A 25,504-nucleotide genomic window follows, 5' to 3' on the forward strand; every position below is an offset into this window, starting at 1 on the left:
GACATGACCTACGAGCTGTGCGCCAACCTGTCGATCCTCCTGCCGGACCGGCCCCTGCACGAGAGGTTCAGGGCGGCCGCCGACCTGGGCTTCCGCGCCGTCGAGCTGTGGTGGCCCTTTCCCGACGCCGTGCCGCCCGCGGGCGAGGTGGACGCCATGGTCGCCGCGCTGGACGCCGCGGACGTCCGCCTCGTCGGGCTGAACCTCTTCGCGGGGGACATGGCCGCCGGCGACAGGGGCATCGCCTCGCATCCGGGACGGGAGGACGAGTTCCGTGCGAACGTCGAGACCGTCGTCGGCATCGCGGAGCGCACGGGATGCACGCGGTTCAACGCCCTCTACGGCGCTCCCGTCGACGTGAGCGGCGAGCCGGAGCAGGAGCGGACCGCACTGCGCAATCTCGTCTTCGCCGTGCAGGCGCTGGATGCCGTGGGCGGCACGGTGCTCATCGAGCCGCTGAGCGGCGTGCCCGGATTCCCGCTGCGCACCGCCGCCGACGGCGCCGGTGTGCTGGACGCGGTCGTCGCCGAGGCGGGATACGGTCGCGCAGGACTGCTCTTCGACACCTTCCATCTGTCGAACAACGGCGACGACCTGCACGAGGTCCTCGCCGAGCACGGCCCGCGCATCGCGCACGTGCAGTTCGCCGACGCGCCGGGTCGCGGAGAGCCGGGAACCGGGGACGTGGACTTCGGCCAGGTGCTCGACGACCTCGTCGCGTGCGGCTACGAGGGCTTCGTGTCCTGCGAGTACCGGCCGACGCGTCCGCTCGGGCAGACCCTCGAGTGGACGGCCGCGCACCCGCAGCTCGCGCGCCTCGGCTGACGCGAACCGCGGATGCGCGGGAAGCGGGCGGACCTCAGTGCGCTGCCTCGGTGCGGTGGACGACGTCCGCGAGGTTCTCCACGCCCCGTCGCGGGCTCGCGAGCACCGGCACTCCTGTCGCCTCGGCCAGCTCGTCCGCGAGCCGTGCCATCGAGGCCTGCGCGAGCACGATGCGGTCCACGCCGTCCTCGATGAGCTCGGCCGCCGCGGCCTTGACCATGGCGTCGTGCTTCTCGCGGTCGCCGCCCATCAGCACGTCGAAGGCCCCGGCCGCGAGCTTCTCGACCACCTCGACCGGCTTGTCGCCGCCGTGGGAGCGGATGAGGTCGGCCGTCGGGCCGAGAGTCGTCGGGACGGTCGCGAGGACGCCGATCCGCCCGCCCTCCGCCGCCGCGTCGCGCGTCATCGCGTCGTCGACCTTGATGATCGGCACGTGCACGCGCTCCTTCGCGACGTCGATCGCCGGGCCGAGCGAGGAGCACGCCGAGAAGATGACATCGGCTCCTGCCCGTTCCGCGGCCTGTGCGAGGTGCACCATCCGCTCGGTGCTGGACTCGTTCACGCCGCCGTCCTTCACCACATCCGCGAGCACTTCGGAGTCGACGAAGTGGATCAGCTCGTCGCCGGGGAGCAGATCGGCGACGAGATCCTGGATCTGCGTGTCGACGTTGAGGAAGACGAAGCTCGTGTGCAGCATCGCGATTTTTGTCATGGTCGGTCCTTTCCTGGGGTTCCCGTGGTGGTCAGATCGCCTCGGCGGCGCGCAGCTCGGCGATCTCGGCCGCGGTGAAGCCGGACTCGAGCAGCACCTCGTCGGTGTGCTGGCCGTGCGTGGGCGGCGCCGTCCTGACGCTCGCGGGGGTCTTGTCGAGCTTGTAGGGCACGCCGAAGAACTTCAGCGGGCCGACGGGGGTCGGCAGCTCGACGATCATCTCGTTGTGCAGCGCCTGCGGGTCGCGGAACGCCTCCTCGAAGGTGTTCACGGGAGCGGCGAACATGTCCTCCGGCTCCATCAGCTCCAGCCACTCGGCCGTGGTCCTGCGCTGCAGCGCCTCCTCGATGATCTGCGTGAACAGGGCGCTGTGCTCGACGCGCGCCCAGAACGTGCTGAAGCGCGGATCCTCGCTGAGATCGTCGATCTCGAGGATGCGGGACAGCTGGGGGATCTGCCGTCCGCTCGACAGCGCGATGTAGCCGTCCTTGGTCCGGTAGAAGCCGTAGGGCGGCGGCGTGTACGGGCTCGCGTGCGACGGCGCGGCGCGGCGCGGCTCGCCGATGTCCGTGTTCATGTTGTGCAGGCCCCACTCGGCCAGCGCCGCGAGGGCGCTGTCGAAGAGGCAGACCTCGACGTGCTGCCCCTCGCCGGTGCGCGCACGGTGGTACAGCGCGCTGGCGACCGCGAAGGCGCCGTTCATCGCGCCCAGCGTGTCCGCGATGGCGGTGCCGACCGGCACGGGGCGACCCGTCGCATCCCCGTTGATCCGTCCCCAGCCCGTGAGAGCCTCGACGAGGACGTCCTGGCCGGGCCGCCGCACGTACGGGCCGTCCGGCCCGTACCCCGTCGCGGAGGCGTACACCACGGAGGGGTTGAGCTCCTGGCACCGCGCGTATCCGACGCCGAGGCGCTCCATGACGCCGGGGCGGAAGTTCTCGTACACGACGTCGACCTGGGGGATCAGGCGTTCGATGACCGCGAGCCCCTCCGGCGACTTCAGATCGACGGTGATGCTGCGCTTGTTGCGGTTCGACGCGAGGAACCCCGCCGAGTACGACTTCGAGTCCTCGTGGTCCCTGCCGTACAGGTTCCGCTCGCCGTAGCGGTCGTCCGGCCTTCCGTCCGGGGTGAGCGAGACGCGACGCTCCACCTTGATGACGTCGGCGCCCATGTCGGACAGCATCTGCGTCGCGTATGGACCCTGCATGCGCTCGGTGAAGTCGAGGATCCGGATGCCGGCGAGGGGACCTGTGGGCGTGGTCATGGAGCTGCTTCTTTCTGTATGGGGTTTCGGGTGCGTCATTTGCGGGAGGGCTCGGCGACGGTGGGGATCGTCCTCGTCTCGGTGGCCGCCGCGAGGGCGCCCTTCTCCCCGCCGGGGAGCGCGAGCGCCTCCATCCGCAGCTTCCGCCGCCGCCGTCGCGAGCCGCCGCCGGCGAGCACGGCGCGCGGGTCGATCCACGCGTAGGAGAGGTCGATGACGAGGTTCACGATGATGACCATCGTGGCGATCACGAACACGCAGGCGAGGACGAGGGGCAGGTCGCGCCGTTCGATGGCCTGGATGAAGAGGCCTCCGACCCCCGGCCACGCGAAGATCGTCTCGATGACGACCGCGCCGTTGAGGAACGAGGCCAGCTCGTCCCCGCCGACGGTGATGATCGGGATGAGGCTGTTCTTCAGTGCATGCCTGCGGACGATCCTCCCCTCGGACATGCCCTGCGCGCGGAGCGTGACGACGTAGGGCTTCTGCATCTCCTCGACCAGCGTCGACCGCGCCACCTGCGCGAGGCGCCCCAGAGGACGGAACGCGAGGGCGAGCGCGGGCAGGATGACGAACTGCAGACCGCCGAATCCCGAGGTCGGCAGCCAGTCCAGCTGGATGCCGAAGATGAGGATCAGCATGAGCGCGAGCCAGAAGTCCGCGATCGAGACGCCGGCGAGCGAGATCGTGGTCAGAACGCGGTCGAGGAAGCTCCCGGGGCGCATGGCGGAGAGGATGCCGAGCGCGAGGGCCAGCACGACGGCGATGACCAGGGTGACCACCGTGAGGTACAGGGTCGCGGGCAGCCGGCCGAGGACGAGGCCCAGGGCCGGGACCTTCTGCCAGGTGGAGTTCCCGAAGTCCCCGACGATCCACCCCGACAGCGAATCCCAGAACTGCTCGAGGATCGGCCGGTTCAGGCCCATCGCCTCCCTGGTGTCCTCGTAGAGCTGCTGGCTCGCGGAGGGGGGCAGGATCAGGCGCGCGGGATCGCCGAGCTGGTTGACGACGATCCAGACGACGACGAGCACCGCCAGCAGCACCAGGACGGCGTGCAAGAGCCTCTTGGCGAGGTATCTGGCCAACATGGCAGCTCCTTGGTTCTTTCAGCGTTCAGTAGACGGAGGGCGCGTTCCCGCCGGAGGCGCCGGCGGAATCGGAGCCGGCCAGGTCGCCGACGGCCGCGATCTGCTGCTGGACGGCCCAGGCCAGCAGGCCGGCGTCCGAGTAGATGGTCGCGAAGTCGAGTCCCCGGTCGAGGTAGCCGCGGGCCACGTCGCCCGCAGCGGTGTGGATGCCGACGGCGACGTCGTGGGCGTGCGCGGCGGCAAGGATCTTGTCGATCGCCTCCTGCAGCACGGGCGAGGTCGTGCCCGGCTTCTCGCCGAGGGCGAGGGCGAGGTCGCTGGGGCCGATGTAGACGGCGTCGATGCCCGGCACCGAGACGATCTCGTCCAGACGGGCGATGGCCTCGGCGGTCTCGATCATGATGATGCAGGCGACCTTCTCGATCTCACGGGGATCCGTGCTGCCGATGATGTCGCGGGCGCGGATCGGGCCGTAGGAGCGCTGTCCGTACGGCGGGAAGCGGCAGGCCTCGACGGCGGCCGCGGCGTCCTCCGGAGTCTCGATCATCGGGATGATGACGCCCAGCGCGCCGCCGTCGAGCGCCGACATGATCGCGGCCGGCTCGTTCCAGCGGGCGCGCACGATGCCGATCCCGCCGCCGGCCGTGATGCCCTGCAGCATCGGGAACGCGGTCGAGTCGTCGATGAGGCCGTGCTGCTGGTCGACGCAGACGTAGTCGAGCGCCTGGCGCGCGGCCACCTCGGCGGCGAGGGAGTCGGGAAGGGTGTGCCATCCGCCGATGACCTTTCGGCCGTTCTTCCAGGCGTCGATGAGCGGGTTGGTGAAAGTCATGGGAGAGATCCTTCGGATATGTCGAGAGGTGTCATGCGGATGGGGGAGACGGGGGTGTCGGGGGCGCCCCGCCGGGCGGGGCGCCCCCGACGGGATCAGCCGATGGTCATCTCCTTGAGGAGGATGAAGCCGTCCATGCGAGGCGTCCAGTCGAGCCGGTCCGCGAGCCCGAAGTTGAAGCTCGGGGCGCCGATCGGCACCACGGGCACCTGGTCGTACACGTACTTCGCGATCTCCTGGAAGGCCGCGTCGCGCTCGTCGCCGGAGAGGGGGAGCGCCGCGGCGTACATCTCCTCGAGCTCCGGGTCGCAGTACGCGCTCGTCGCACCGTCGCAGGAGTAGTAGCCGGCGACGCTCTGGGCGAAGTCCATCAGCTCGTTGCCGTGCTGCTGCAGGCCCAGCAGGCCGCGGTCGGCGGGGATGTTGTCGTACCCCATCGTCCACTGCTCCTCGAAGGCCGCGGTCTCGTACATGCCCGAGGTCGCGCCGGTGAGGCCGATCGCCTTGAGCTGGTCCGCGATGTACTGGATCTGCTCGTCGGCACGGAGGATGTAGCCCTCGCGAGCGTTCACCTGCAGCGGAGCCGTCACGTCGACGCCGTCGGCGGCCGCCTCGGCGACCAGCTCCTTGGCCTTCTCCGGGTCGTACGGGTACGGAGGCAGGTCGGCGTACCCGACGGCGGCAGGGCCGACGATCTGGCCGAAGGTGTCACCGCCGCCGCCCAGGTCGTTCATGACGATGTCCTTGTCGAACGCCATCGAGACGGCCTGCCGGATGCGGAGATCGCCGAGCAGCGGACTGGGGGTGTCCAGGCGCAGCACGACCATCTCGACCGTCGGCGTCGACTCGCACTTCGGCGCCTCGTCGCACTGCTCGGCCGTGATGCGGTTGGCCAGATCCGCCTCGCCCTGTCCGACCATGGCCGCACGGACCGCGGTCTCGGGGCGGAAGACGTAGGTCGCCTTCTGGATCTGCTGCTCGCCGTGCGCGTCGGCCGTTTCGGTCAGACCCCACCAGTCCGGGTTCGCCTCGAGCTCGATGCTCTGCCCGCGGGTCCAGGAGACGAACTTGTACGGACCGGTGCCGATCGGGTTCGTCTCGTAGGCCTCCGGGTCGTCCTGGATCTGCGTCGGAGACGGGATCGTCACGAAGTACAGCCGGGTGGGCAGGATCGGATCCGGCAGCGCGGTCTCGGCGTTCAGGGTGAACTCGTCCGTCGCCGTGAACGTGACGTCCGGGCCGAGGAACGTGCGCATCGCGAAGGCGTTGTCCTTGTCGAGCACGTAGTTCAGCGCATCGGCCGCGGCCTGAGCGTTGAAATCGGTCCCGTCGTGGAAGGTCACGCCCTCGCGCAGGGTGAACGCCCAGTTGGTGTCGTCCACCTGCTCCCACGCGGTGGCGAGCTCCGGCACCAGCTCCGAGGTCTCCGGATCCCGGTTCAGCAGCGCCTCGCCGATGTTCCGCAGGATCGGGTGCCCGTCGTTGGAGTAGGCGTTCCAGCTCGCCAGAGTGCGCGGCTCCTCGGCGAGGCTGATGGTGACGGACGTGTCGTCGTCGCCTCCTCCTCCGCCTCCGTCGGGCGAGCCGCTGCAGGCGCTGAGGATCATCGACGCCGCCACGAGCGCTGCCATGGCCCCGATCCGCGCGCGACGGAATCCGGAACGTGGCTTCGTTGCCGTTATTCGTTTCATCACCTTGCTCTTTTCTCTTGGTGCGATCCGGCCGGGTGACCGGTCACGTCTTCCTGGGTCTCGATCGACCTCTCCGCGCCGTCCCCGGAGTACCTCCTGGTCGCACGCGAGTACGAGGGCTGGGAGTGGGTCGCGTCGCCGGCGAGCATCTGGAACGCGGCGACGAGCCCGCGGTCTGCGAGCGGATCCGGCGTCAGGGCCACCTTCGCGAGGCGCATCGCCAGGGCGCTCTTCGCGGCGAGGTCGCGGGCGATCCGGAGCGCCGCATCCTGCAGCTCCGCCCGAGGGACGACCTCCGTGACGAGGCCGCGCAGCCGCGCCTCCTCGGCGGGGACGCGGCGTCCCGTGAGGATCCACTCCTTCGCGACGCCGACGCCGACCACCTGGGGGAGGCGCTGCAGGCCGCCGGAGCCCGGCAGGCTGCCGAGGGTGACCTCGGGCATCGCGAAGATCGCGTCGTCCGCGGCGATGCGGATGTCGCACGCGAGCGCGAGCTCCATGCCGCCCCCGACGCAGAAGCCCTGGATGGCGGCGACGACGGGCTTCGTGCAGGCGGCGATCCGGTTCTTCGTCCGGAAGTCCAGCTCGACGTACTCCTGCTCCGCGCGCCCGGCGAGCTGTCCGATCTCGCGCAGGTCGGATCCCGAGCAGAACGCCCTGCCCTCGGCCGCGAAGAGGATGGCCCCCACGCGGTCGTCGCGCTCGAGGTCGTCGATGGCCGCGCCGATCGCACGGTGCGTATGCGAGTCGAGGGCGTTGAGGACCTGCGGCCTGCGCAGCGTGATCGTCGCGACGCGCTCCTCCACGGAGACCGAGACCGGCGCCGACGTCATCGTGACGCACCCTCCGTCGCGGGCTGCGCGGCGGCAGCGCGGCGGGCCGCGAGCTTCTTGCGCTCCTCGATCGGGTCCGGCTCCGGCACGGCGGCCATGAGCGCCTGCGTGTACGGATCCTGCGGGTCGGTGTAGATCTGCTCGCGCGTGCCGATCTCGCGCACCTGGCCGGACTGCATCACGACGACGCGCTCGCAGAGGTGCCGGACGGTGGCCAGATCGTGCGCGATGAACAGCACGGTCAGGCCGAGGCGCTCCTTCACGTCGGCGAACAGGTTGAGGATCTGCGCCTGGATCGAGACGTCGAGCGACGCGACGGGCTCGTCGCAGACGAGGATCTGCGGCCGGACGGCGAGCGCGCGGGCGATGCCGATGCGCTGCCGCTGACCGCCGGAGAAGGCCGAGGACCGCCGCGGCAGATGCTCGGCGCCGAGGCCGACGAGCTCGAGCAGCTCCACGACCTCGTCCCGCACGACCGACGGCTTCTCGTGCGGCCGGTGGATGTGGATGCCTTCCGCGATCAGCTCCTCCACGGGCATGCGGGGATCCAGCGATGAGTAGGGATCCTGGAACACCAGCTGCGCGGTCTTGCGGAACTCCTTGAGCCGTGAGCCGCGGAACGACAGCACGTCCTCGCCCGCGAGCCGCACGGATCCGCCCGTGGGCTCGATGAGCCGCAGGATGCACCGTGCCGTCGTGGACTTCCCCGATCCGGACTCGCCGACGATGCCGATCGTCTCCCCCTGCCCGACGGTGAAGCTCACATCGTCGAGGGCTCGGTGCGCCCGGGCTCCCCAGCCGAAGTCCTTCGTCAGGCCCTCGACCTCGAGCAGGGCGCCCCCGCCCGTCCCGGCGGCCTGGCGTATCGCCGCGGTCACGGTGGTCGTCGACGGCTCGGTGCGCTCCTCGGCCTCGATCCGGACCTCCTGCCCGGCGTCGGTCTGAGCATCCTCCATCGTCAGGAGCCGCCGCGGGATCGGGCCCGTGATCCGGGGGATGGAGCGCAGCAGTCCGAGCGTGTACGGGTGCGAGGAGCGGTAGTAGATGTCGTCCGTCGGCGCCGATTCCACGATCTTGCCCTTGCGCATCACGATGACGCGCTCGGTGAACCCGGCGAGGATGCCGAGGTCGTGCGTGATGAACACGACGGCGACGCCCTGCTCGTCGGTGAGCGTGTAGAGGAGGTCGATGATCTTCGCCTGCACGCGCACGTCCAGGGCGGTCGTCGGCTCGTCCGCGACGACGAGGCGGGGCTCGCCGATGAGGGCCATCGCGATCATCGCGCGCTGCCGCATCCCCCCGGAGAACTGATGCGGGTACTCGTCCATGCGCCGGGCGGGGTCGGGGATGCCGACGCGGCCGAGCATGTCGAGAGCGCGCGCTCTGGCGGCTCTGCGGCCGACCCCGCGGAGCCGCAGGGGCTGCATGACCTGATCGCCGATCGTCCGGACGGGGTCGAGGGCCGCGAGCGGGTCCTGGAACACATAGGAGAGCTCACTGCCGCGCAGCGCCCTCAGCTCGGCCTTGGGCATCGTGAGGATGTCGCGGCCGTCGAAGACGATGTCCCCGTCGATGTCCGCGCCCTGCAGGAGGCCGAGCATCGCCTGCGCGGTCACGGACTTGCCCGATCCGGACTCGCCGACGATGCCGACGCGCTCGCGCTCCGAGACGTCGAAGCTGATGCCGTCGACGGCGCTGACCAGGCCGTGGGGCGTGTCGAACGAGATCGCGAGGTCCTTCACCTGCAGGAGCGGCGATCGCGCGGCGTCCGACGTCGATGTCGGCTGCGTCGCGGTGACGGTTCCGCGACGGTCCAGACGGCTCTTCAATCCGTTCACGTGAGAGCTCCTTCGGGCGAGTGTGTGGAGAGATGGTCGGCGGGGAGGCCGAGCTCGGCGAGGATCTCCGCCGTGTGCTGGCCGTGCTCCGGAGGGGCGCTCGCGGGCGAGGGCGCGGATCGGGAGAAGCGCAGCGGCGAGGACACCAGGGTGAGGGGGCCGTCCGGTCCTTCGACGGTCTGGAGCCGCTCCGTCGCGACGACCTGAGGGTCGGCGAGGGCCTCGCCCAGGGAGTTGACCCTGGCGACGAAGATGTCGGCGGGCTCGAGGATCCCCAGCCAGTGCTGCGTGGTGCCCGCGGAGAGCGCCGACTCGAGCAGGCGCTCCATCTCCGCCCTGTTCTCGTTGCGCTTCTCGAAGCTGTCGAACCGGGGGTCCTCGGTGAGGTCGGGCAGCCCGATGAGCTCGCAGATCTCGCTGATCTGACGGCCGCTCGACAGGGCGATGTATCCGTCGCTCGTCGCGTAGAAGCCGTACGGCGGCGGGATGTAGCCGTGCCCGTGCATCGGCGTGGCCCTGACCGGCTCCCCCGGTCGGTTGTTGGCGAAGTGGACGATGTGCTCGCTCATCGCCGCGAGCGCCGAGCCGAGCAGGTCCACGCTCACGTGCTGTCCCTCGCCGGTGCGGTCGCGGTGCACGAGCGCGGCGAGCACGGCTGCTGCGCCGTTGAGCCCTCCGAGGACGTCGGTGATCGACATGCCGACGGGCGTCGGCCTGCCGTCCGCCGACTCGTTCACGCGGCCCATCCCGGAGAGCGCCTGGACGAGCACGTCCTGGCCCGGCTTGGCGACGTAGGGGCCCTCGTCGCCGTAGCCGCTGGCGGAGAGGTAGACGATGCCGGGGTTGATGCGCGCGCAGTCGTCGTAGCCGAGTCCGAGTCTGGACATCGTGCCCGGCCGGAAGTTCTCGTAGACGACGTCGGCCTTGGCGACGAGCGCCTGGGCGACCTCGCGTCCCCTGGACGACTTGAGATCGAGCGTGATCGATCGCTTGTTGCGGTTGTTCGCCAGGAACGTCGCCCGGTACAGGGAGGTCGGCCGCTCGCCGTCCGCCCCCGCGTAGCGCTCGTCCGAACGGCCGTCCGGCGTCAGCGCCTCGTGGCGCTCGACCTTGATGACGTCGGCGCCGAGGTCTCCCAGCATCTGCGTCGCATAGGGTCCTTGGACCCGCTCGGTGAAGTCGAGCACGACGATCCCCTGCAGCGGCCCTGTCATGATGTGCGCACCGTGCCCGTCCTCGGCACCCCTGGCCCTGCGGCATCGCGCTTCTCCGCGACGCTGCGATGCCCGGATCCGGACACGGAGCGTCCGCGGAACCAGGTCGCGATGATGTTCACGCTGAGCGTGGTGAGGAGGATCGCGAGACCGGGGACGGCGACGAGCCACGGTGCGATCGTCAGGTACTCGCGACCTTCCGCGAGCATCAGGCCCCAGGAGGACTCCGGCGGCTGGATGCCCAGGCCGAGGAAGCTCAGCGACGCCTCGGTGAGCAGCATGACCGCGAGCTCGAGGGTTGCGAGGACGAGGATCGGGGCGAGCAGGTTCGGCAGCAGATGCTTGGCGAGGATGCGGAGGTTCGATGCGCCCAGCGAGCGGGACGCCTCGACGAACAGCTCGTCCCGCAGCGACAGCGTGAGGCCCCTGGCGACTCGGGCGTAGACCATCCAGCGGGTGATGGCCAGCACGAGGACGATGTTCAGGAAGCTCGGTCCCAGGATGTAGAGCACGAGCAGCGCGATCAGCAGCGAGGGGATGCTCATCTGCAGATCGACGAGCCGCATCATGATGTCGTCGAACCAGCCGCGATAGTACCCGGCGAGGATGCCGATGACGGTGCCGAGGACGCCGGACACGATCACGGATGCGACGCCGACGGACATCGAGATCTGCGAGCCCAGCATCAGGCGGGAGAGCACGTCGCGTCCGAGCGGGTCGGTGCCGAGCAGGTGATACCCGCCGTTCGGGTCGACGGACCCCGGGGGCTGGTTGCGCATCGCGATGTCCTGCAGATACGGGTCGAAGGGTGCGACCCAGTGCACGAACAGCGCGCTCACGGTCACCGCGAGGAGGACGACGACGCTGAGCGTCACCATCTTCTCGCGCCACATGAAGCGGCCGATGGTCTTGATGATCTTCATGTCGTTCCCCTCCTCAGACGAGCATGGAGACGCCGCCGTCGACGTAGACGGCGGTTCCGGTGATGAAGGATGCTCTCGCGGAGAGCAGGAACTCGGCGGCGGCGGCCTGCTCGTCGGCCTCGGCGAGGCGTCCGAGCGGGATGCCGGGGCGGAAGGCCTCGAGAGAGCCGCCGACCTTCTCGGCGAGGAGGTTCGGTCCGTCCGTGCGCATGGCCTGCTCGATCATGGGAGTCATCGTGACCCCGGGGCAGAGCGCGTTGACGCGCACGCCGTCGCCGGCCAGCTCGAGGGCGACCTGCTTGGTCAGGTTGAGGACCGCCGCCTTGCTCGAGCAGTACGCGATCTGGTTCATGCGCGCGCCGTCCGCGGTCACGGAGGCGACGGTCACCGCCGCGCCCTTGCTCTTGATCAGCTCGGGGGCGGCGGCGCGCAGCGCGATGAACGTGCCCTTGACGTTGACGTCGTAGATCTTCTCGAAGACGGCGATGTCGAGGTCGCGGAAGCCCGCGGCCGTCTGGCGGATCCCTGCGGCGGTGATCAGGCCGTCGAGCGAGCCGTAGCGTTCCACCACGGCGCCCACGGCGGACGTCATCGACTCCTCGTCCGTGGTGTCGGCGACGAGGCCGATGACCTCGACGCCCTCCTCGGCGAGCTCGGCGACCGCGCGATCGATCGGCTCCGGGAAGAGATCGCAGAGCGCCACGCGCGCGCCCGATCTCGACAGGCGCCGTGCCATCGCGATGCCCATGCCCCCGGAACCTCCGGTGATGAGGATCGCTTCGCCGTTGAACTCCATGTGTCCGACTCCTTCGTCGTGTGCTGAGATTCGATGTCGTGCGGCTGCGTGCCGTCAGGCGTCGGCGCGCAGCCGGTCGATGATGGCCGAGGCGACCTCGGCGGTGTTCGCCTCGCCGCCCAGATCGCGGGTCTTCACGCCGCCGGCGAGGGTGTCCTCGACGGCGCGCATGAGCTGGGCCGATGCGGCGGCCTCGCCGAGGTGGTCGAGCATCATCGCGCCGGACCAGATCTGGCCGACGGGGTTCGCGATGCCCTGTCCTGCGATGTCGGGGGCCGATCCGTGCACGGGCTCGAACATCGACGGATGCTCGCGCTCCGGGTTGATGTTGGCCGAGGGAGCGATGCCGATGCTGCCGGCGACGGCGGCGCCGAGGTCGGTGAGGATGTCTCCGAAGAGGTTCGAGGCGACGACGACGTCGAAGCGCGCGGGGTCGAGCACGAACATCGCCACGAGGGCGTCGATGTGATACTGCTGCGTGGTGGCATCCGGATGGGCGGCCGCGCGCTCCGCGAAGATCTCGTCCCAGAACGGCATCGTGTAGACGATCCCGTTGCTCTTCGTCGCCGAGGTCACATCGCCGCGGCGACGGGCGGCGAGCTCGAAGGCGTAGTTCATGACGCGCTCGACGCCGCGCCGGGTGAAGATCGCCTCCTGCACGACGACCTCGTGCGGCGTCCCGGCGTAGAGCCGGCCGCCGATGCGCGAGTACTCGCCCTCGACGTTCTCGCGGATGACGGCCATGTCCATCGCGCCGGGAGCGACGCCGGCGAGCGGGGTCCGGACCCCGGCGAGCAGGCGCGCCGGGCGGAGGTTGACGTACTGGTCGAACTCGCGCCTGATCGGGATGAGCATCCCCCACAGCGACTCGTGATCGGGGACTCCCGGTGCGCCGACGGCGCCGAGGAAGATCGCGTCGTCGTCCGCCATCTGCTCGAGGGCGTCCTCGGGCATCATCCGGCCGGTGCGCAGGAAGTACTCGCAGCCCCACTCCTGGATCCTCCAGTCGAAGCGGATGCCGTTCAGCTCGCCGAGCACGTCCATGACGTCGATCGCCGCGGGCACGACCTCGTTGCCGATCCCGTCGCCCGGGAGCGTCGCGATCCGGAAGGTGCGCTCTGTCGTCTGGTCAGTCATTCTCGGTGTCCTCTTCCGTGAGTTGCAGCGTGCCGGTGGCGGTCGTGGTCCGCCGGCCCTCGGCGTTCTCGGTCCACAGCTCGAGCGAGACGCGGCGCCGTCCGGCGTCGACGTCCACGACGCGGCCGCGGCAGGTGATCGGGGCGCCGACGAGGTCGACTCCCTGGTAGCGGGCGTTGTAGGTGACGAACCAGCTCCCCGGCCCGGCCCATCGGGTGGCGAGATCGGAGAGGAAGGCGGCTTTCAGGAATCCGTGGACGATGACGTTCGGGAAGCCCCGGAGACGGGCGTAGTCGCTGTCGTAGTGGATCCCCGAGGGATCGTCGGCTGCGCCGGCGTACTGCACCAGCTGTCTGGTCGTCGTGAACCGGACCTCGGCGGGCAGCTCCGCACCGGGTTCGACGGGCCGTCCGTCCGCGACGACGATCATGCGGAGGCCCTCTCTCGGGAATCGATATCGAAGGAGAGCACGTGGCCGCAGCGGCTCGTGCCGATGGGGGCGCCGTCGACATCGGTCAGCTCGTTCTCCCGCACGCGGAACAGCAGGGTTCCGCGGCTGCCGCTCTTCTCGTACACCTCGGTGTACCGGGTGGTGACGGTGACGACGTCGCCCGCACGGATGGGACGCACGTACGTGATCTCGTTGAACGCGTTGCCCCCGCCGGTCTTGGGGAACGGCAGGTCCTGAAGGAAGGCGTCCAGGTCGATGTCGCGCCGTTCGACCGGGTCGAGGGCGGCGTAGTAGGTCGCCGGCGCGATGCTCGCGCTCGCGGGGTCGACCTTCTCTCCGGTGACCGCCTCGAGGAATCGCGCGATGCTCGCCGCGGTCACCTCGTAGGTGAAGACGCCGGCGACCCTGCCCAGGCGCACGGCTTCGCGCAGACGCTCCAGGGGCAGCTCGTCGAGTCGCTCCGGCACCGTGGCGACGCATTCGCCCGCGACGGAGACCGACCCGTCGGAACGCGTGACCCAGAGGTCGAGGCGCGCCTGCAGCGCACCGTCGTCGGTGCGCTCGATCGCGGCGACGGAGCCGCCGAAGGCGATCGGCTCGCCGAGCAGGTCGGCCCGCAGATAGCGGACCGAGAAGGAGCGCAGCACGCCGCCGTCCATCCAGCGCCGCACGAGCCCGCGGAGGACCGCGGCCTTCCAGGGCCCGTGCACGACGGGGCCGGCGAAGCCCTTGTCCGCGGCGGCCTGCGGATCGAAGTGGAACGGGGTGAAGTCGCCGCTCGCCGCGGCCCAGCGCACGCTGTCCTCGGACGAGACGACGACGGGGCCGTATTCGGGGAGGCGGTCGCCGACGGCGAGGGTCACGAGGCCGCTCCTTCCGCGGGCTCGATGTCGAGGCTGTAGCCGCGGGCGACGCCGACGTGCGCGCCGCGGGCATCGTGGAAGTCCGTCCGATAGCAGGTGCGGGTCATGCGCCGGCCGGCCGAGCTGATGCGCTCGACGATCTCCGTGATGCGCGAGACCGCGGCGAGGGCCCCCGGCGCGAGCGGTGCGAGCTGCTCCCAGTCGCTGCCGCCGTCGATGGCGCGCCCCCGCTGCTCGGCGCGGGGGAGGCCGGACTCGAGGGCGAAGACCAGCGGATCGGGGCAGAAGTCCGCCAGCGAGGGGATCGCGTCCTGCGCGTCCTCTCCGGCCGAGCGCCGCAGCGCGGTCTGCCGCTCGGAGGTGAGCTCGATCCGCTGGACGCGTCCGATGCGACCCACCAGGCCGGCGAGGTCGGGTGCGGTCGCGGGCGTCCAGTCCGCGGTCATCGGATGCCCCGGCTGCTCGCAGTGATCGAACTCCATCTGGAAATCGATTCCGAAGCCTGAAGGGAAGAGGGCGAGCGGAGCGCGTCGGCGGCGGCCCAGGGGTGGGCGCCGACGCGAGCTGCGGCGGCCCTCGACAGCGGGACGGCATGTCCCGTCCCGAGAACCACGGCGCGTTCGCGCCGAGGGCGGATCCTGAGCATCATCGCTTCTTTCGGTACCGTTTTCAAAGCCGATTTCTTCACGAATCGGCGAAGTGATCCCACGCTAGGCGAAATGCTCCGGCAGTGCAATACCCGATTGCAGATCCGCTTCGGCCGCCACCGGACCGCGCTCTCAGCGCGTCAGCATCCAGTCCGTGGACTCGCGGATGACGAGGCGCGTGGGGAGCACGACGGTGTGGGCGCGCGTCGATCCCGTGGCGAGCTTGTTCAGGAGCATCGCAGCGGCGCGTCGGCCCACGGCGACGGTGTCGCGTTCGATCGCGGTGATCGCCGGCATGTACAGCGACGCGAGCGAGCTCTCCTCGCCGACGGCCACGGCGAAGTGCTCTCCGATGCGGATGTCCCTGCGGCGCAGCTCGTAGAGCGCGCCGGAGAGCGCGGAGATGTTGCCGTTGCCGACGATGACGGCCGTGGGAGGATCGGGGAGCTCCAGCATCGACGACAGCGCCTGCGCGGCATATCCCTCTGAGCCGCGGCCGGAGATCAGGAGCTCGGGGCGTACGGGCAGTCCGTGCTCCTCCAGCGTCGCGCGGAGCGCGCCGACACGTTCCCTGCTGGGGTATCCGTTCGGCTGTCCGCTGAACATCGCGATGCTGCGATGCCCCTTCTCCAGGAGATGGGTCACGAGAGCGCGCGTCGCGTACTCGTGATCGCTGACCACCGCGCTGAGGTTGTCGAGGTTCATCTGCCGGTCGAGGAGGACCATCGGCACCTTCATGCCGGACATGATCGAGTGCAGCTCTTCGTTCTGGTCGTCGGCGAAGGACGCGATCAGCCCGTCGACGCGGCGCTGGTTCAGCAGCTTCAGATTGGCGATGTCGTTGGCCGGCTCGCCGCGGGAATGGGCGAGGATCACGCCGTATCCGGCGGCGCGGAGATCCTCCTCGATGATGTCGACCCATCGGGCGACGATCGGGTTGAGGATGTCGTTGATCATGACGCCGACGGTGTTCGTGTATCCGCGGCGCAGGCCTGCGGCGACCAGATCCGGCTGGTAGCCGACCTCCTCGACGGCGACCATGACCCGCTCGCGCAGATCATCGCTGACGTTGGGGTAGCCGCTGAGCACGCGCGTCACGGACGCAGGTGCGACGCCGGCGCGCTTGGCCACGTCACGTATGGTCGCCACTGCCGTCCCTTCCCTCTGCCCCCATCGCGGCTTCGCGTGAGAAGCATTTGGGAAACGATATCGCGTCGCCGGGGCGGACGGCGTTCATGCGAGGGCCTCGCACAGCAGGAGGGCGGGCCAGGCGAGGGCCAGGACCACCGCCAGATAGGGGAGGTTGGTGCGCGCGATCGCGAAGTTGTTCGCCTGGAAGCGGCCGTTGAGGTAGATGTTCAGCCCCGAGATCGGGCCGGCGGCCGCGGAGGCGCCCCAGGCGATCATGCCCGACATCGCGTAGAGCGTCGGATCGGGATGCAGCGGGGCGATCACGGCCGCCACCGCCGCGATCGAGATCACCGGGTGCACGCCGACCAGCGACATCGCCGCCATCACGACCGTCGCCACCCAGGCGACGGGAACGGTGAACTCCGTCATGGGGAGATCGAGGTCCATCGCGGAGAAGAGCGATCCGAGGCCGATGGCGAGCACGCCCGCGGAGGCGAAGAGCGTCAGCTCGCCGGCCATCCGCGGAAGCCCCGTCCGCACGTGCCCTGTCAGCCGCCGCCCGGCCGAGCGCGGCGCGCGGATCAGCAGCGTCACGACGGTGATGCCCAGGGCGCTCACCAGGACGAGCCGGGTGATCGGCATGCCGGGCAGCAGCAGGTGGGCGCCGAGCACGAGCACCACGAGCGCCAGTGGAACCCGCAGGGTCCTCCCGGTGAGGACGTACCCGTGGTAGCCGGCGAGCTCGCCGCGGAACCTGCGCACGAGCGCGGTGATGCTGTAGAGGAGGGCGAGCGCGGCGACGCCGAGACCGCACACGATCAGGACGTTCGTCTTCGCTCCCGGCGCGTAGGCGATCGCCGCCGCATTGGCCCCCCAGAACGGCGACCAGAAGGCGCCGGCCGAGAAGGAGCGGGAGAGGATGAGCTCGTCGAGACGGCTCAGCCGTCCCTTGCGGCTGAGCCGTTCGCCGACGATGTTCAGGGCGCTGATGTTGATGACCGATCCCAGCACATGCAGAGCCCCGGCGGTGCGCCAGACGGCCGCGGCGCCGGAGAGGCGAGGAGCGGCGGTGTCCCCGGCGACGGCGATGAGCTGGATGAACGAGACGGCCACGAGCATCCCGATGAGATCCTGGTTGACGGACAGGGACTCCTCGAGCGTCGGGACGTCGCCCAGCACCAGTCCCGCGGTGAGCGCGGCGAGGCCGGATCCGATGAGCAGGAGCGAGACGACGAGCTGCACGCGCCGGACGACGAGGAGTCCGATCGCCGCGGCGAGGAGGGTGAGGGCGCCGGCGACGAGGGTCGCCTGCGGGATCGCGATGGATGCGCCCACCGTGATCATCAGCAGACTGAGGACCACCGCGAGGACGGCGTTCAGCGTCTTCGTGTCGGCATCCTCTCCCTCTGCGCGCTCCGCCGCGCACAGCCCGTCATCGGGTCAGCCCGCCAGGCTCACCCCGGCGTCCGCGAGCGTCGCGCGGATGTTCTCCGCGGCCCCGTCCTCGAGCGGCATCAGCGGGGAGCGGACCGTCGCGGTGCGGATGACCCCTCGGGCGACGAGGCCGAGCTTCATGGCCGTGGTCGACTCGATGTGGGAGGCGCGGTGGTACACCGCGCGGGTGATCGGGCGCATCCGGTCGTAGGTCTCCTTGGCGGCGTCGTAGTCGTGCGCCTTGGCCTTCTCGAGGAGCTCGACCATGAGCTCGGGGATGAGCGCGGCGTAGCCGACGAGCGCGCCGTCGGACTCCCACATCGTGTGCAGCAGGAACTCGTCCTGGCAGGTGAGGATCTGGATGTCGGGGAAGCTCTCGCGGATGATCGGCGTCTCGACGTCCCAGCGGATCATGTCGCGTGCGCCGTCCTTGATAGCGAAGACGCCGTCCATGGCGCACAGCTCGAGCAGCAGCGGCAGCGGGTAGGTGGCGAGGGAGACGTTGGGGAAGTTGAACGCCGTGATCGGCAGGGATGCCGCGTTCCAGACGGCGCGGTAGCGGTCCTGCGTCGCCCCCTCCTGGTATCCGAAGCGGAGCGAGGCGAGGGGCGGGAAGACGAGCAGGGAGTCGGCGCCGGCCTCGGCCGCCCGCTCGGACTCCCTGGCGACGACGCGCGTGCCCTCGCCCCCGACGCCGGCGACGATGTGGAGGTCCGGGACCTCGGCCTTGACGGTGCGGATGATCTCGGTGCGCTCGTCGTCGCTGAGGGAGGTGCCCTCCCCGGCATGGGCGTTGGTGACGATCCCGGTGACGCCGGGAATCGTTTTTAGCCACGCGGCGTATGACACGAGGCTCTCGTAGTCGACCTCGCCGTTCTCATCGAACGGTGTGACGATGGCGGGGGTCACCCCGCGCAGATCGGGTACAGGCATCCTTGCCCTTTCGTTCTGGCCCTCAGGCGTTCCTCCTAGCCATTGAACTCCTGAGAAGGATGGTTTGCAACCGATTTCCGGATTATTCATCTGGCGAAGGAGGTGCCGAGGGGATCGGAAAGACTGTTATTACGGGCGAAAACGATGGACGCGCGCCGCGAACTGAGGTACCGTTTGAAAACGGTTCCGAACAAAAGGATCAATGATGACTCCTCCTTCCCCCCGTGTCGCCGATGTCGTCGTCGTCGGTGGCGGCGGTTCAGGACTGGCGGCCGCCGTTGCGGCCGCCGAGGGCGGAGCGACGACGATCCTGCTCGAACGCCGCGCCGCCGTCGGCGGCAGCACCGCGCTGTCGATCGGCTCGCTCACCGCCGCGGACACGTCGTTCCAGCGCCGGCGGGGCATCGCCGATCATCCGGACGACCTGTTCGAGGACATGTGGAAGTTCGACGAGGAGCTCCTCACCGGCGACGCTCCGGATCTGCGACGGCTGTACGCGCGCGAGTCCGCTCGGACGCTCGCCTGGCTGATCGAGCACGGCGTCGCGTTCGCCGGTCCTTTCCCCGAGGCGCCGCATCGCGTCCCGAGGATGCACAACGTGATCCCGAACTCCCGCAGCTACATCGCACGCCTCGAGGAGTCGGCCCGCCGCGCCGGCGTCGTGATCGTCACCGCCGCGGAGGTCGAAGAGCTGATCGTGGAGGACGGCGCCGTGACCGGCGTCCGTGCGCTGATCGCCGGAGGGGAACGGGTCGAGTGCCGTGCGGCGCAGGGCGTCGTGCTCGCCAGCGGCGATTTCAGCGGGAACGCGGAGATGCGTCGCGCGCATCTCTCCGAGAGCGCCGCCGGCGCCGTGCCGATCAATCCGGACTCGCAGGGGATCGGGCATCGGCTCGCCGCTCAGGCCGGCGCGCGGCTGGCCAACATGGACAAGCTGTTCGGGCCGCAGCTGCGCTTCCCGGCATCGCCGAAGCCGGGTCTGCTCGACCGGCTCCCGCTGTGGCGCTGGCTCTGCCGGCTCGAGGCGCTGGTCGCGAACAGCGTGCCGCCCTCGTTCCTGCGTCCCATCGTGAAGTCGCTGCTCGTGTCGCACATGTCGCCGACCGACGAGATGTTCCGGGACGGCGCGATCCTGGTGAACGCCGAGGGCGAGAGATTCGGGCGGGAGGAGCATCCGGCGGACGAGCTCGCCATGCAGGCGGGCGGCGTCGGCTACCTGATCATCGATCAGCGCCTCGCCGACCGGTTCGACACCCCGCCGCACCACATCTCCACGGCGCCGGGCATCGCGTTCGCCTACTTCGCGGACTATGAGAAGGGGCGTCCCGACCTCATCACCCGCGCCGTGGACGCGCCGGCCCTGGCGACGCGGATCGGCGCCGATCCGGCCAGGCTCGCCGCGGCGGTGGCCTCCAGCGGACTGCACGGCGACCTCATCGCCTTCGGGCCCGTGCACAGCATGCTGACCGTCACCGAGGGATCGATCGTCGTCGACGACCGCCTGCGGGTGCTGCGGCCCGACGGCTCGACGATCGCCGGTCTGTACGCCGTCGGCGGCGTCGGCCAGGGCGGGATGCTGCTGAAGGGCCACGGTCATCACATCGGCTGGGCCATGACCTCCGGCCGCCTCGCGGGCGCCGCGCTCGCGGCATCCGCCCGTTCCGTCGCCGGCGTCGGCTGACCGCATCCGGACGTTCCGATCCGCCGATCCCTGCTCCGCCCACATCAGAGAAGAGAGAACCATGAGCACCACCCGCCCCCTGACCGATGAGGAGCTCGCCTTCCTCACGAGCGTCGACAGCCCGACCGTCGCCAACGCCATCGAGCGCTTCGCGATCCGCGATCGCACGGAGGGATTCATCGGCGGCAACGTGCAGTGCACGTACCCCGAGCTCGGGTCCATGGTGGGCCGCGCGCTGACCGTGACGATGTCGAACGCGCCCGGCGCGCCCGCGCAGCGCGAGGGCTACTGGCGGATGTGGGAGGCGCTGGAGGCCATGGAGGGGCCCGTCGTGATCGTCGTCGCCGACGCCAGCGGCGCCCCGGAGCGCGTCGCCTACGCCGGCGAGATCATGTCGCGTCTGGCGCAGCGGCTCGGCGCGGTCGGCATGGTCACCGACGGTGCGCTGCGCGACATCGACGAGGTCCGCGAGATCGGATTCCACTACTTCATGCGCTATCCGGTCGTCTCGCACGCCAACTACGAGATCGCCTCGGTCGGGCAGCCCATCGACATCGACGGGCAGCGCGTGCGGACGGGCGACCTGCTGCACGGGGACCGCAACGGCATCGTGGTGGTGCCCTGGGAGACTCTGGAGCGCCTGCCGGAGGAGGTCGAGACGGTCCGCCGGGTGGAGCGCTCCGACATGGATCTCATCGCGAGCGAGGGATTCAGCCTCGATCAGTACAAGGCCCACCGCGGCTACGGCTCCTGAGCCCGGGCGTCCCCCGCACGCGGAGGTCCGCTGCGGGGGACGCGGCCCGCCGGGCGATCAGCGGGACACGACGTCGGCGAGGAGGATGTCCATCGCCTCCGCGGTCGGCAGTGCGCTCCGGCCGGTGCTGGGGCAGGAGCCGCGGCCGGCCAGCTCATCGACGATCGTCTGGACGAGCGGCTGATGGACGTGCTCCGGATCCTCGATCCAGTACTCCTGCGCCTGCCTCCCGCGCACGACGCGGATGGCGTCGTGCGCGGACACGGAGAAGCTCAGCGTGCCGCCCGATCCCACGACCGTCGTCACGTCCTCGTCGTCCGCGGCGTCGAAGCACCAGGTCCCGCTGCCGATGACGCCGGTCGCGAACCGGTACGACGCGGCGACGGTGTCCTCGAGCGGGCCGATCCCGCCATGCGTCGAGGCATGGCCGTGCACGTCCTCCAGGGAGCCGAACAGGAACTGCAGGAAGTCGAGCGTGTGGCAGGCGGCGTCGAAGAAGTAGCCGCCGCCCGAAGCTCCAGGAACGTTCTGCCACGCGTCGGCGCGCACCCGCTGGAAGCGCCGTGAGGAGACGGCGCGGATGTCCCCGATCGCCCCGTCGTCGATGAGCGTCTTGATCTTGAGGAACCGTGGAAGCGCACGACGGTAGTACGCCACCCACAGCGGAACCCCGGCGCGATCGCACGCCTCCTGCATCCGCCCGCACTCCTCGGCGCTGCGGGCCATCGGCTTCTCGACGTAGACGGCCTTGCCCGCCTCGGCCGCGCGGACGGCGTACTCGAGATGGGTGTCCGGATGAGTGGCGATGTACACCGCGTCGACGTCGTCGGCGCGGAGGATGTCCTCGGCGTCCTCCGACCATCGCGGCACGCCGTGACGGCGGGCGTAGTCCTCCGCGAGTCCCGGTGTTCGGCGCATGACGGCGACGAGCTCGGAGCCGTCCGCCTTCTGCAGCGCAGGGCCGCTCTTGATCTCGGTCACGTCGCCGCAGCCGATGATTCCCCATCTGACGTTCGCCATCGAAACGCTCCCCGTCTGTCGTTCCGGCCGTCAGGCCGGAAGGCCGATGTACTTCTCCTCCATGAACTCGAGGATCCCCTCGGAGCCGCCCTCGCGACCCAGCCCGCTCTGCTTCATGCCTCCGAACGGGGCGGCGGGATCGCTGAGCACGCCGCGGTTGACTCCGACCATCCCCGCATCCAGGCGGTGGGCCACGCGCATCGCCTCCCGCTCCTCCCCGAAGACGTAGGAGATGAGGCCGTACTCGGTGTCGTTGGCCATGCGGATCGCGTCCTCGACGTCGTCGAAGGCGACGACGGCCGCGACGGGCCCGAAGATCTCGGTGCGGTTGATCTCGCTGCCGTGGGCCACGTCGACGACGACGGTCGGCGCGTAGAAGGCGCCCTCCGCGGCGGACTCGCCTCCCCGGACGACGGTGGCGCCGGCCTCCACGGCACGCGTCACCAGATCGGCGACCTTGTCGCGCTCGCCGCGTGAGACGAGCGCCCCCAGGCCGTTCCTCCGGTCGATGCCGGGACCGACCCGGTAGTCGTCCAGGGCGCGGCCGAGACGTGCGACGAACTCGTCGTGCAGCGAGCGGTGGACGTAGAGGCGATTGGCCGCCGTGCAGGCGGAGCCGCCGTTGCGCATCTTCGCCGCGATCGCACCCTCGATCGCGCTGTCGAGATCGGCGCCCTCGAGCACCAGCAGCGGGGCGTTCCCGCCGAGCTCCATCGAGGAGCTCACCACGGTGTCCGCGGCCTCGTGCAGCAGCAGGCGTCCCACTTCGGTCGAACCCGTGAAGGACAGCTTCCGCACGGCGGGCAGGTGCAGCATCCGGCTGACGGCTGGACCGGTGGGAACAGGCGTCACGAGGTTGACCACTCCTCGCGGCACGCCGGCGCGGTCGAGGATGCCGACGATGTGCGCCGCGGTGAGCGGCGTCTCGCGGGCCGGCTTGAGCACCACGGGGCATCCGGCGGCCAGCGCGGGCCCGATCTTGCGGGTGGCCATCGCCGCGGGGAAGTTCCAGGGGGTGATGAGCAGCGAGACGCCGATCGGCTCGCGCGACACGATGATCCGCTTGTCGCCGCGCGGCGACAGGCGGTAGTCGCCCGGGATCCGCACCGCCTCCTCGGAGAACCAGCGGAAGAACTCATTCGCGTAGTCGACCTCGGTGAGCGCGTCGGCGTAGGCCTTGCCGTTCTCGCGGACGATGATCTCGGCGATCTCCTCCCGCTCCGATCGCATGATCTCGAAGGCCGACCTCAGCAGCTCGCCCCGATCGCGCGGCGCGGTCGCAGCCCAGCCGTCGAAGGCTCGCTCGGCGGCCTCCACCGCGGCGACGCAGTCGTCCTCCGTGGCGATCTGGAACCGTGCGAGCTCCGAGAAGTCGGAGGGATCGACCACGGCGAAGCTCTCGCCGCGGCTCCCGTCGCGCCACTCGCCGTCGATGTACAGCTTCGTCTGGAGTTCTGCGGGCATGACGCCCCCTTCGGTGAGGTCTGGTGCGGTCTCGTTCAGCCGAGGTCGCGGGAGAGGAAGCCCGCGACGGCGTCGGCCAGGTGCGCTCCGGTCAGGCGGAACGCGTCCAGCAGCTCGGCCGGCGTCCCCGTCTCCCCGTATCGGTCGTCCACGCCGAGGCGGAGGACCGGGCGCGGAAGACGCTCGCCGAGCAGCTCGGCGACGGCGCTGCCGAAGCCGCCGGCGCGCTGCGCCTCCTCCGCGGTGACGACGCGTCCCGTCCTGCGGACGCTGGCGAGGATCGTCTCCTCGTCCAGCGGCTTGACCGTCGGCACGTGCAGCACCTCGGCGTCGACGCCCCTCTCGGCGAGGAGCTCCGCCGCGATGAGCAGCTCGTAGGTCATGGAGCCCGTGCCGGCGAGGGTGACGTCCGCGCCCTCCCGCAGGACATAGGCGCGACCGATCTCGAAGGGCGACTGCGCGGTGCTGAAGATCGGCGTCTTGTCGCGGGCCAGGCGGAGATAGGCGGGCGTGCCGTTCTGCGCGAGCGCGACGGTGGCCTTCTCCGCCTCGATGCTGTCGCCCGGGGCGATGACGACCATGTTCGGCATGACGCGCATGATCGCGATGTCCTCGAGCATCTGGTGCGTCGCGCCGTCGGGGCCGACGTTGAGGCCGGCGTGCGAGCCGACCACCTTGACGGGCTGGTCGTTGAGGGCCGCGGTCGTCTTGATCTGCTCCCAGTTGCGGCCGGGGCTGAAGGCGGCGTAGCTGCTCGTGAAGGGGATCTTCCCGGCGTGCGCCATGCCGGCGGCGACCGTCACGAGGTTCTGCTCGGCGACGCCGACCTCGACGAAGCGATCCGGGAACGCCTCCTGGAACAGGCTCATCTGCGTGCTCTCCGTGAGGTCGGCGCACAGCGCGACGACGCGCTCGTCGCGCCGTCCGGCCTCCCGCAGCCCTCGTCCGAATCCGGCGCGGATGGGCTCGCGCTGCACGTCGGCCGAATGGAGATCGGGGTTCAGCGGATAGTCGCTCATGCACGTGCCGCCTCTCGTTCGGCGAGGGGGAGCCCCGCGAGCGCTTCCGCGGCCTGGGCGGCATCGGGCGCCTTGCCGTGCCAGCGGTGGTCGTACTCCATGAACGGCACGCCCTTGCCGGGGATGGTGTGGGCGATGATCACGGTGGGCTTGTGGCCGACGGCCTTGGCGACGCCGACGGCGTCGATGATCGCCGGCATGCTGTGCCCGTCGATCTCGACCACGTGCCAGCCGAACGACTCCCACTTGCCGCGCAGGTCGCCCAGGGGCATGACCTCCTCGGTCGATCCGTCGATCTGGATGTAGTTGCGGTCGACGATGCCGATCAGCTGCCGGAGCCCGTACTTGCCGGCGTACATCGCCGCCTCCCAGACGTTGCCCTCGTTGAGCTCGCCGTCGCCCATCATCACGTAGACGAACCGGCTCGGGTCCTTGTCGATGTGCTGCAGCACGTGGGCGTAGCCGGCCCCCTGCGACAGCCCGCTGCCCAGGGGGCCGCTCGTGCTCTCCAGGCCGGGGAGGGCGTGGCGCTCGGGATGGCCCTGCAGGCGGGAGCCGTATCGCCGGAGCGTGCCGAGCTCCTCCACGGGGAAGTAGCCGGAGTGGGCGAGCGCGGCGTACAGCACCGGAGCGGTGTGCCCGTTGCTCAGCAGGAAGACGTCGCGGCCGTCCCAGCCGGGATCGGCGGGGTCGTGTCTGAGGATGCGGAAGTAGAGGGCGGTCAGGAGGTCCGCCATGCCCAGGGGGCCGGCGCTGTGACCGCTCCCCGCCTTCTCCAGCATCTCGACGACGGACCGGCGTATGACGATCGCCTGCTCCTCGAGCTCTTCTGCGGTCAACGGTCTCGCCTGTGCCACGTGCTGCGTCCTTCCGACTTCGACGGCGGGGGCGACTCGCTTGATAATTTCACATAGCGAAAGCGAGTTGCGTATAATGAAGTTTACGCGATGC

The 25,504-nt window shown here is 70.1% G+C and carries 24 protein-coding genes; 3 read left to right on the forward strand and 21 right to left on the reverse strand.

Annotated elements, in window-relative coordinates; genetic code table 11:
* Nucleotides 1–3 precede the first annotated feature (3 nt).
* Complete coding sequence (locus tag ACYVGQ_RS06320; protein ID WP_460783703.1) at nucleotides 4–825, forward strand: hydroxypyruvate isomerase family protein; 822 nt, start codon at nucleotides 4–6, stop codon at nucleotides 823–825.
* A 34-nt stretch (nucleotides 826–859) separates the two neighbouring features.
* On the opposite strand, the gene ACYVGQ_RS06325 is transcribed toward ACYVGQ_RS06320, so the two are convergent.
* From ACYVGQ_RS06325 to ACYVGQ_RS06405, 17 genes are all read right to left on the reverse strand, one after another.
* Nucleotides 860–1,537 carry an aspartate/glutamate racemase family protein gene (locus tag ACYVGQ_RS06325; RefSeq protein WP_460783704.1) on the reverse strand — a complete coding sequence of 226 codons (678 nt, stop codon included), beginning with the start codon at nucleotides 1,535–1,537 and terminating at the stop codon, nucleotides 860–862.
* A gap of 31 nt (nucleotides 1,538–1,568) precedes the next feature.
* The gene (locus tag ACYVGQ_RS06330) at nucleotides 1,569–2,804 is read right to left on the reverse strand and encodes a CaiB/BaiF CoA transferase family protein (protein ID WP_460783705.1); all 1,236 of its coding nucleotides are present in this window, start codon (nucleotides 2,802–2,804) and stop codon (nucleotides 1,569–1,571) included.
* Between the two features lie 35 nt (nucleotides 2,805–2,839).
* On the reverse strand, nucleotides 2,840–3,892 hold the full coding sequence (locus ACYVGQ_RS06335; protein ID WP_460783706.1) for an ABC transporter permease: 1,053 nt from the start codon (nucleotides 3,890–3,892) through the stop codon (nucleotides 2,840–2,842).
* Between the two features lie 25 nt (nucleotides 3,893–3,917).
* A complete protein-coding gene (locus ACYVGQ_RS06340; protein WP_460783707.1) occupies nucleotides 3,918–4,724 on the reverse strand; it encodes an HpcH/HpaI aldolase family protein in 807 nt (268 codons plus the stop codon).
* 95 nt (nucleotides 4,725–4,819) lie between these two features.
* The gene (locus ACYVGQ_RS06345) at nucleotides 4,820–6,355 is read right to left on the reverse strand and encodes an ABC transporter substrate-binding protein (protein ID WP_460783708.1); all 1,536 of its coding nucleotides are present in this window, start codon (nucleotides 6,353–6,355) and stop codon (nucleotides 4,820–4,822) included.
* A 59-nt stretch (nucleotides 6,356–6,414) separates the two neighbouring features.
* Nucleotides 6,415–7,248 carry an enoyl-CoA hydratase/isomerase family protein gene (locus tag ACYVGQ_RS06350; RefSeq protein ID WP_460783709.1) on the reverse strand — a complete coding sequence of 278 codons (834 nt, stop codon included), beginning with the start codon at nucleotides 7,246–7,248 and terminating at the stop codon, nucleotides 6,415–6,417.
* On the reverse strand, nucleotides 7,245–9,086 hold the full coding sequence (locus tag ACYVGQ_RS06355; protein ID WP_460783710.1) for a dipeptide ABC transporter ATP-binding protein: 1,842 nt from the start codon (nucleotides 9,084–9,086) through the stop codon (nucleotides 7,245–7,247). Before ACYVGQ_RS06355 ends, ACYVGQ_RS06350 begins: the two co-directional genes overlap by 4 nt.
* Entirely contained in the window at nucleotides 9,083–10,300 is a 1,218-nt protein-coding gene (locus tag ACYVGQ_RS06360) for a CaiB/BaiF CoA transferase family protein (protein WP_460783711.1), read from the reverse strand. Before ACYVGQ_RS06360 ends, ACYVGQ_RS06355 begins: the two co-directional genes overlap by 4 nt.
* Entirely contained in the window at nucleotides 10,297–11,223 is a 927-nt protein-coding gene (locus ACYVGQ_RS06365) for an ABC transporter permease (RefSeq protein WP_460783712.1), read from the reverse strand. The genes ACYVGQ_RS06360 and ACYVGQ_RS06365 overlap by 4 nt, the downstream gene beginning before the upstream one ends.
* Before the next feature lie 13 nt (nucleotides 11,224–11,236).
* Nucleotides 11,237–12,019 carry an SDR family NAD(P)-dependent oxidoreductase gene (locus tag ACYVGQ_RS06370; protein WP_460783713.1) on the reverse strand — a complete coding sequence of 261 codons (783 nt, stop codon included), beginning with the start codon at nucleotides 12,017–12,019 and terminating at the stop codon, nucleotides 11,237–11,239.
* Between the two features lie 54 nt (nucleotides 12,020–12,073).
* Entirely contained in the window at nucleotides 12,074–13,156 is a 1,083-nt protein-coding gene (locus tag ACYVGQ_RS06375) for a tartrate dehydrogenase (RefSeq protein ID WP_460783714.1), read from the reverse strand.
* On the reverse strand, nucleotides 13,149–13,586 hold the full coding sequence (locus ACYVGQ_RS06380) for a MaoC/PaaZ C-terminal domain-containing protein (RefSeq protein ID WP_460783715.1): 438 nt from the start codon (nucleotides 13,584–13,586) through the stop codon (nucleotides 13,149–13,151). The genes ACYVGQ_RS06375 and ACYVGQ_RS06380 overlap by 8 nt, the downstream gene beginning before the upstream one ends.
* Entirely contained in the window at nucleotides 13,583–14,470 is an 888-nt protein-coding gene (locus ACYVGQ_RS06385; protein ID WP_460783716.1) for an FAS1-like dehydratase domain-containing protein, read from the reverse strand. The genes ACYVGQ_RS06380 and ACYVGQ_RS06385 overlap by 4 nt, the downstream gene beginning before the upstream one ends.
* Complete coding sequence (locus tag ACYVGQ_RS06390; RefSeq protein WP_460783717.1) at nucleotides 14,467–14,952, reverse strand: hypothetical protein; 486 nt, start codon at nucleotides 14,950–14,952, stop codon at nucleotides 14,467–14,469. Before ACYVGQ_RS06390 ends, ACYVGQ_RS06385 begins: the two co-directional genes overlap by 4 nt.
* Nucleotides 14,953–15,249: 297 nt before the next feature.
* Entirely contained in the window at nucleotides 15,250–16,266 is a 1,017-nt protein-coding gene (locus tag ACYVGQ_RS06395) for a LacI family DNA-binding transcriptional regulator (RefSeq protein ID WP_460783718.1), read from the reverse strand.
* 84 nt (nucleotides 16,267–16,350) lie between these two features.
* Nucleotides 16,351–17,592 carry a hypothetical protein gene (locus ACYVGQ_RS06400; protein ID WP_460783719.1) on the reverse strand — a complete coding sequence of 414 codons (1,242 nt, stop codon included), beginning with the start codon at nucleotides 17,590–17,592 and terminating at the stop codon, nucleotides 16,351–16,353.
* A 96-nt stretch (nucleotides 17,593–17,688) separates the two neighbouring features.
* Nucleotides 17,689–18,615 (reverse strand): dihydrodipicolinate synthase family protein, encoded by a 927-nt coding sequence (locus ACYVGQ_RS06405; RefSeq protein ID WP_460783720.1) that lies wholly within the window; start codon nucleotides 18,613–18,615, stop codon nucleotides 17,689–17,691.
* Between the two features lie 202 nt (nucleotides 18,616–18,817).
* On the opposite strand from ACYVGQ_RS06405, the gene ACYVGQ_RS06410 reads away from it, so the two are divergent.
* Both ACYVGQ_RS06410 and ACYVGQ_RS06415 read left to right on the forward strand, forming a co-directional pair.
* Nucleotides 18,818–20,296: an FAD-dependent oxidoreductase gene (locus ACYVGQ_RS06410; protein WP_460783721.1), complete on the forward strand. Its 1,479-nt coding sequence runs from the start codon at nucleotides 18,818–18,820 to the stop codon at nucleotides 20,294–20,296.
* A gap of 61 nt (nucleotides 20,297–20,357) precedes the next feature.
* Complete coding sequence (locus ACYVGQ_RS06415; protein ID WP_460783722.1) at nucleotides 20,358–21,050, forward strand: RraA family protein; 693 nt, start codon at nucleotides 20,358–20,360, stop codon at nucleotides 21,048–21,050.
* Nucleotides 21,051–21,107: 57 nt separating this feature from the next.
* On the opposite strand, the gene ACYVGQ_RS06420 is transcribed toward ACYVGQ_RS06415, so the two are convergent.
* Genes ACYVGQ_RS06420 through ACYVGQ_RS06435 form a run of 4 tightly spaced genes read right to left on the reverse strand, consistent with a single transcriptional unit; the run spans nucleotide 21,108 to nucleotide 25,410 of the window.
* Nucleotides 21,108–22,070: a Gfo/Idh/MocA family protein gene (locus tag ACYVGQ_RS06420; RefSeq protein WP_460783723.1), complete on the reverse strand. Its 963-nt coding sequence runs from the start codon at nucleotides 22,068–22,070 to the stop codon at nucleotides 21,108–21,110.
* Between the two features lie 30 nt (nucleotides 22,071–22,100).
* Nucleotides 22,101–23,534 (reverse strand): NAD-dependent succinate-semialdehyde dehydrogenase, encoded by a 1,434-nt coding sequence (locus ACYVGQ_RS06425; RefSeq protein ID WP_460783724.1) that lies wholly within the window; start codon nucleotides 23,532–23,534, stop codon nucleotides 22,101–22,103.
* 35 nt (nucleotides 23,535–23,569) lie between these two features.
* Nucleotides 23,570–24,553, reverse strand: coding sequence for a transketolase family protein (locus tag ACYVGQ_RS06430; protein WP_460783725.1), 984 nt, complete (start codon nucleotides 24,551–24,553; stop codon nucleotides 23,570–23,572).
* Nucleotides 24,550–25,410, reverse strand: coding sequence for a transketolase (locus ACYVGQ_RS06435; protein WP_460783726.1), 861 nt, complete (start codon nucleotides 25,408–25,410; stop codon nucleotides 24,550–24,552). The genes ACYVGQ_RS06430 and ACYVGQ_RS06435 overlap by 4 nt, the downstream gene beginning before the upstream one ends.
* Between the last annotated feature and the right edge of the window lie 94 nt (nucleotides 25,411–25,504).

It is taken from the genome of Microbacterium tumbae (assembly GCF_054780175.1).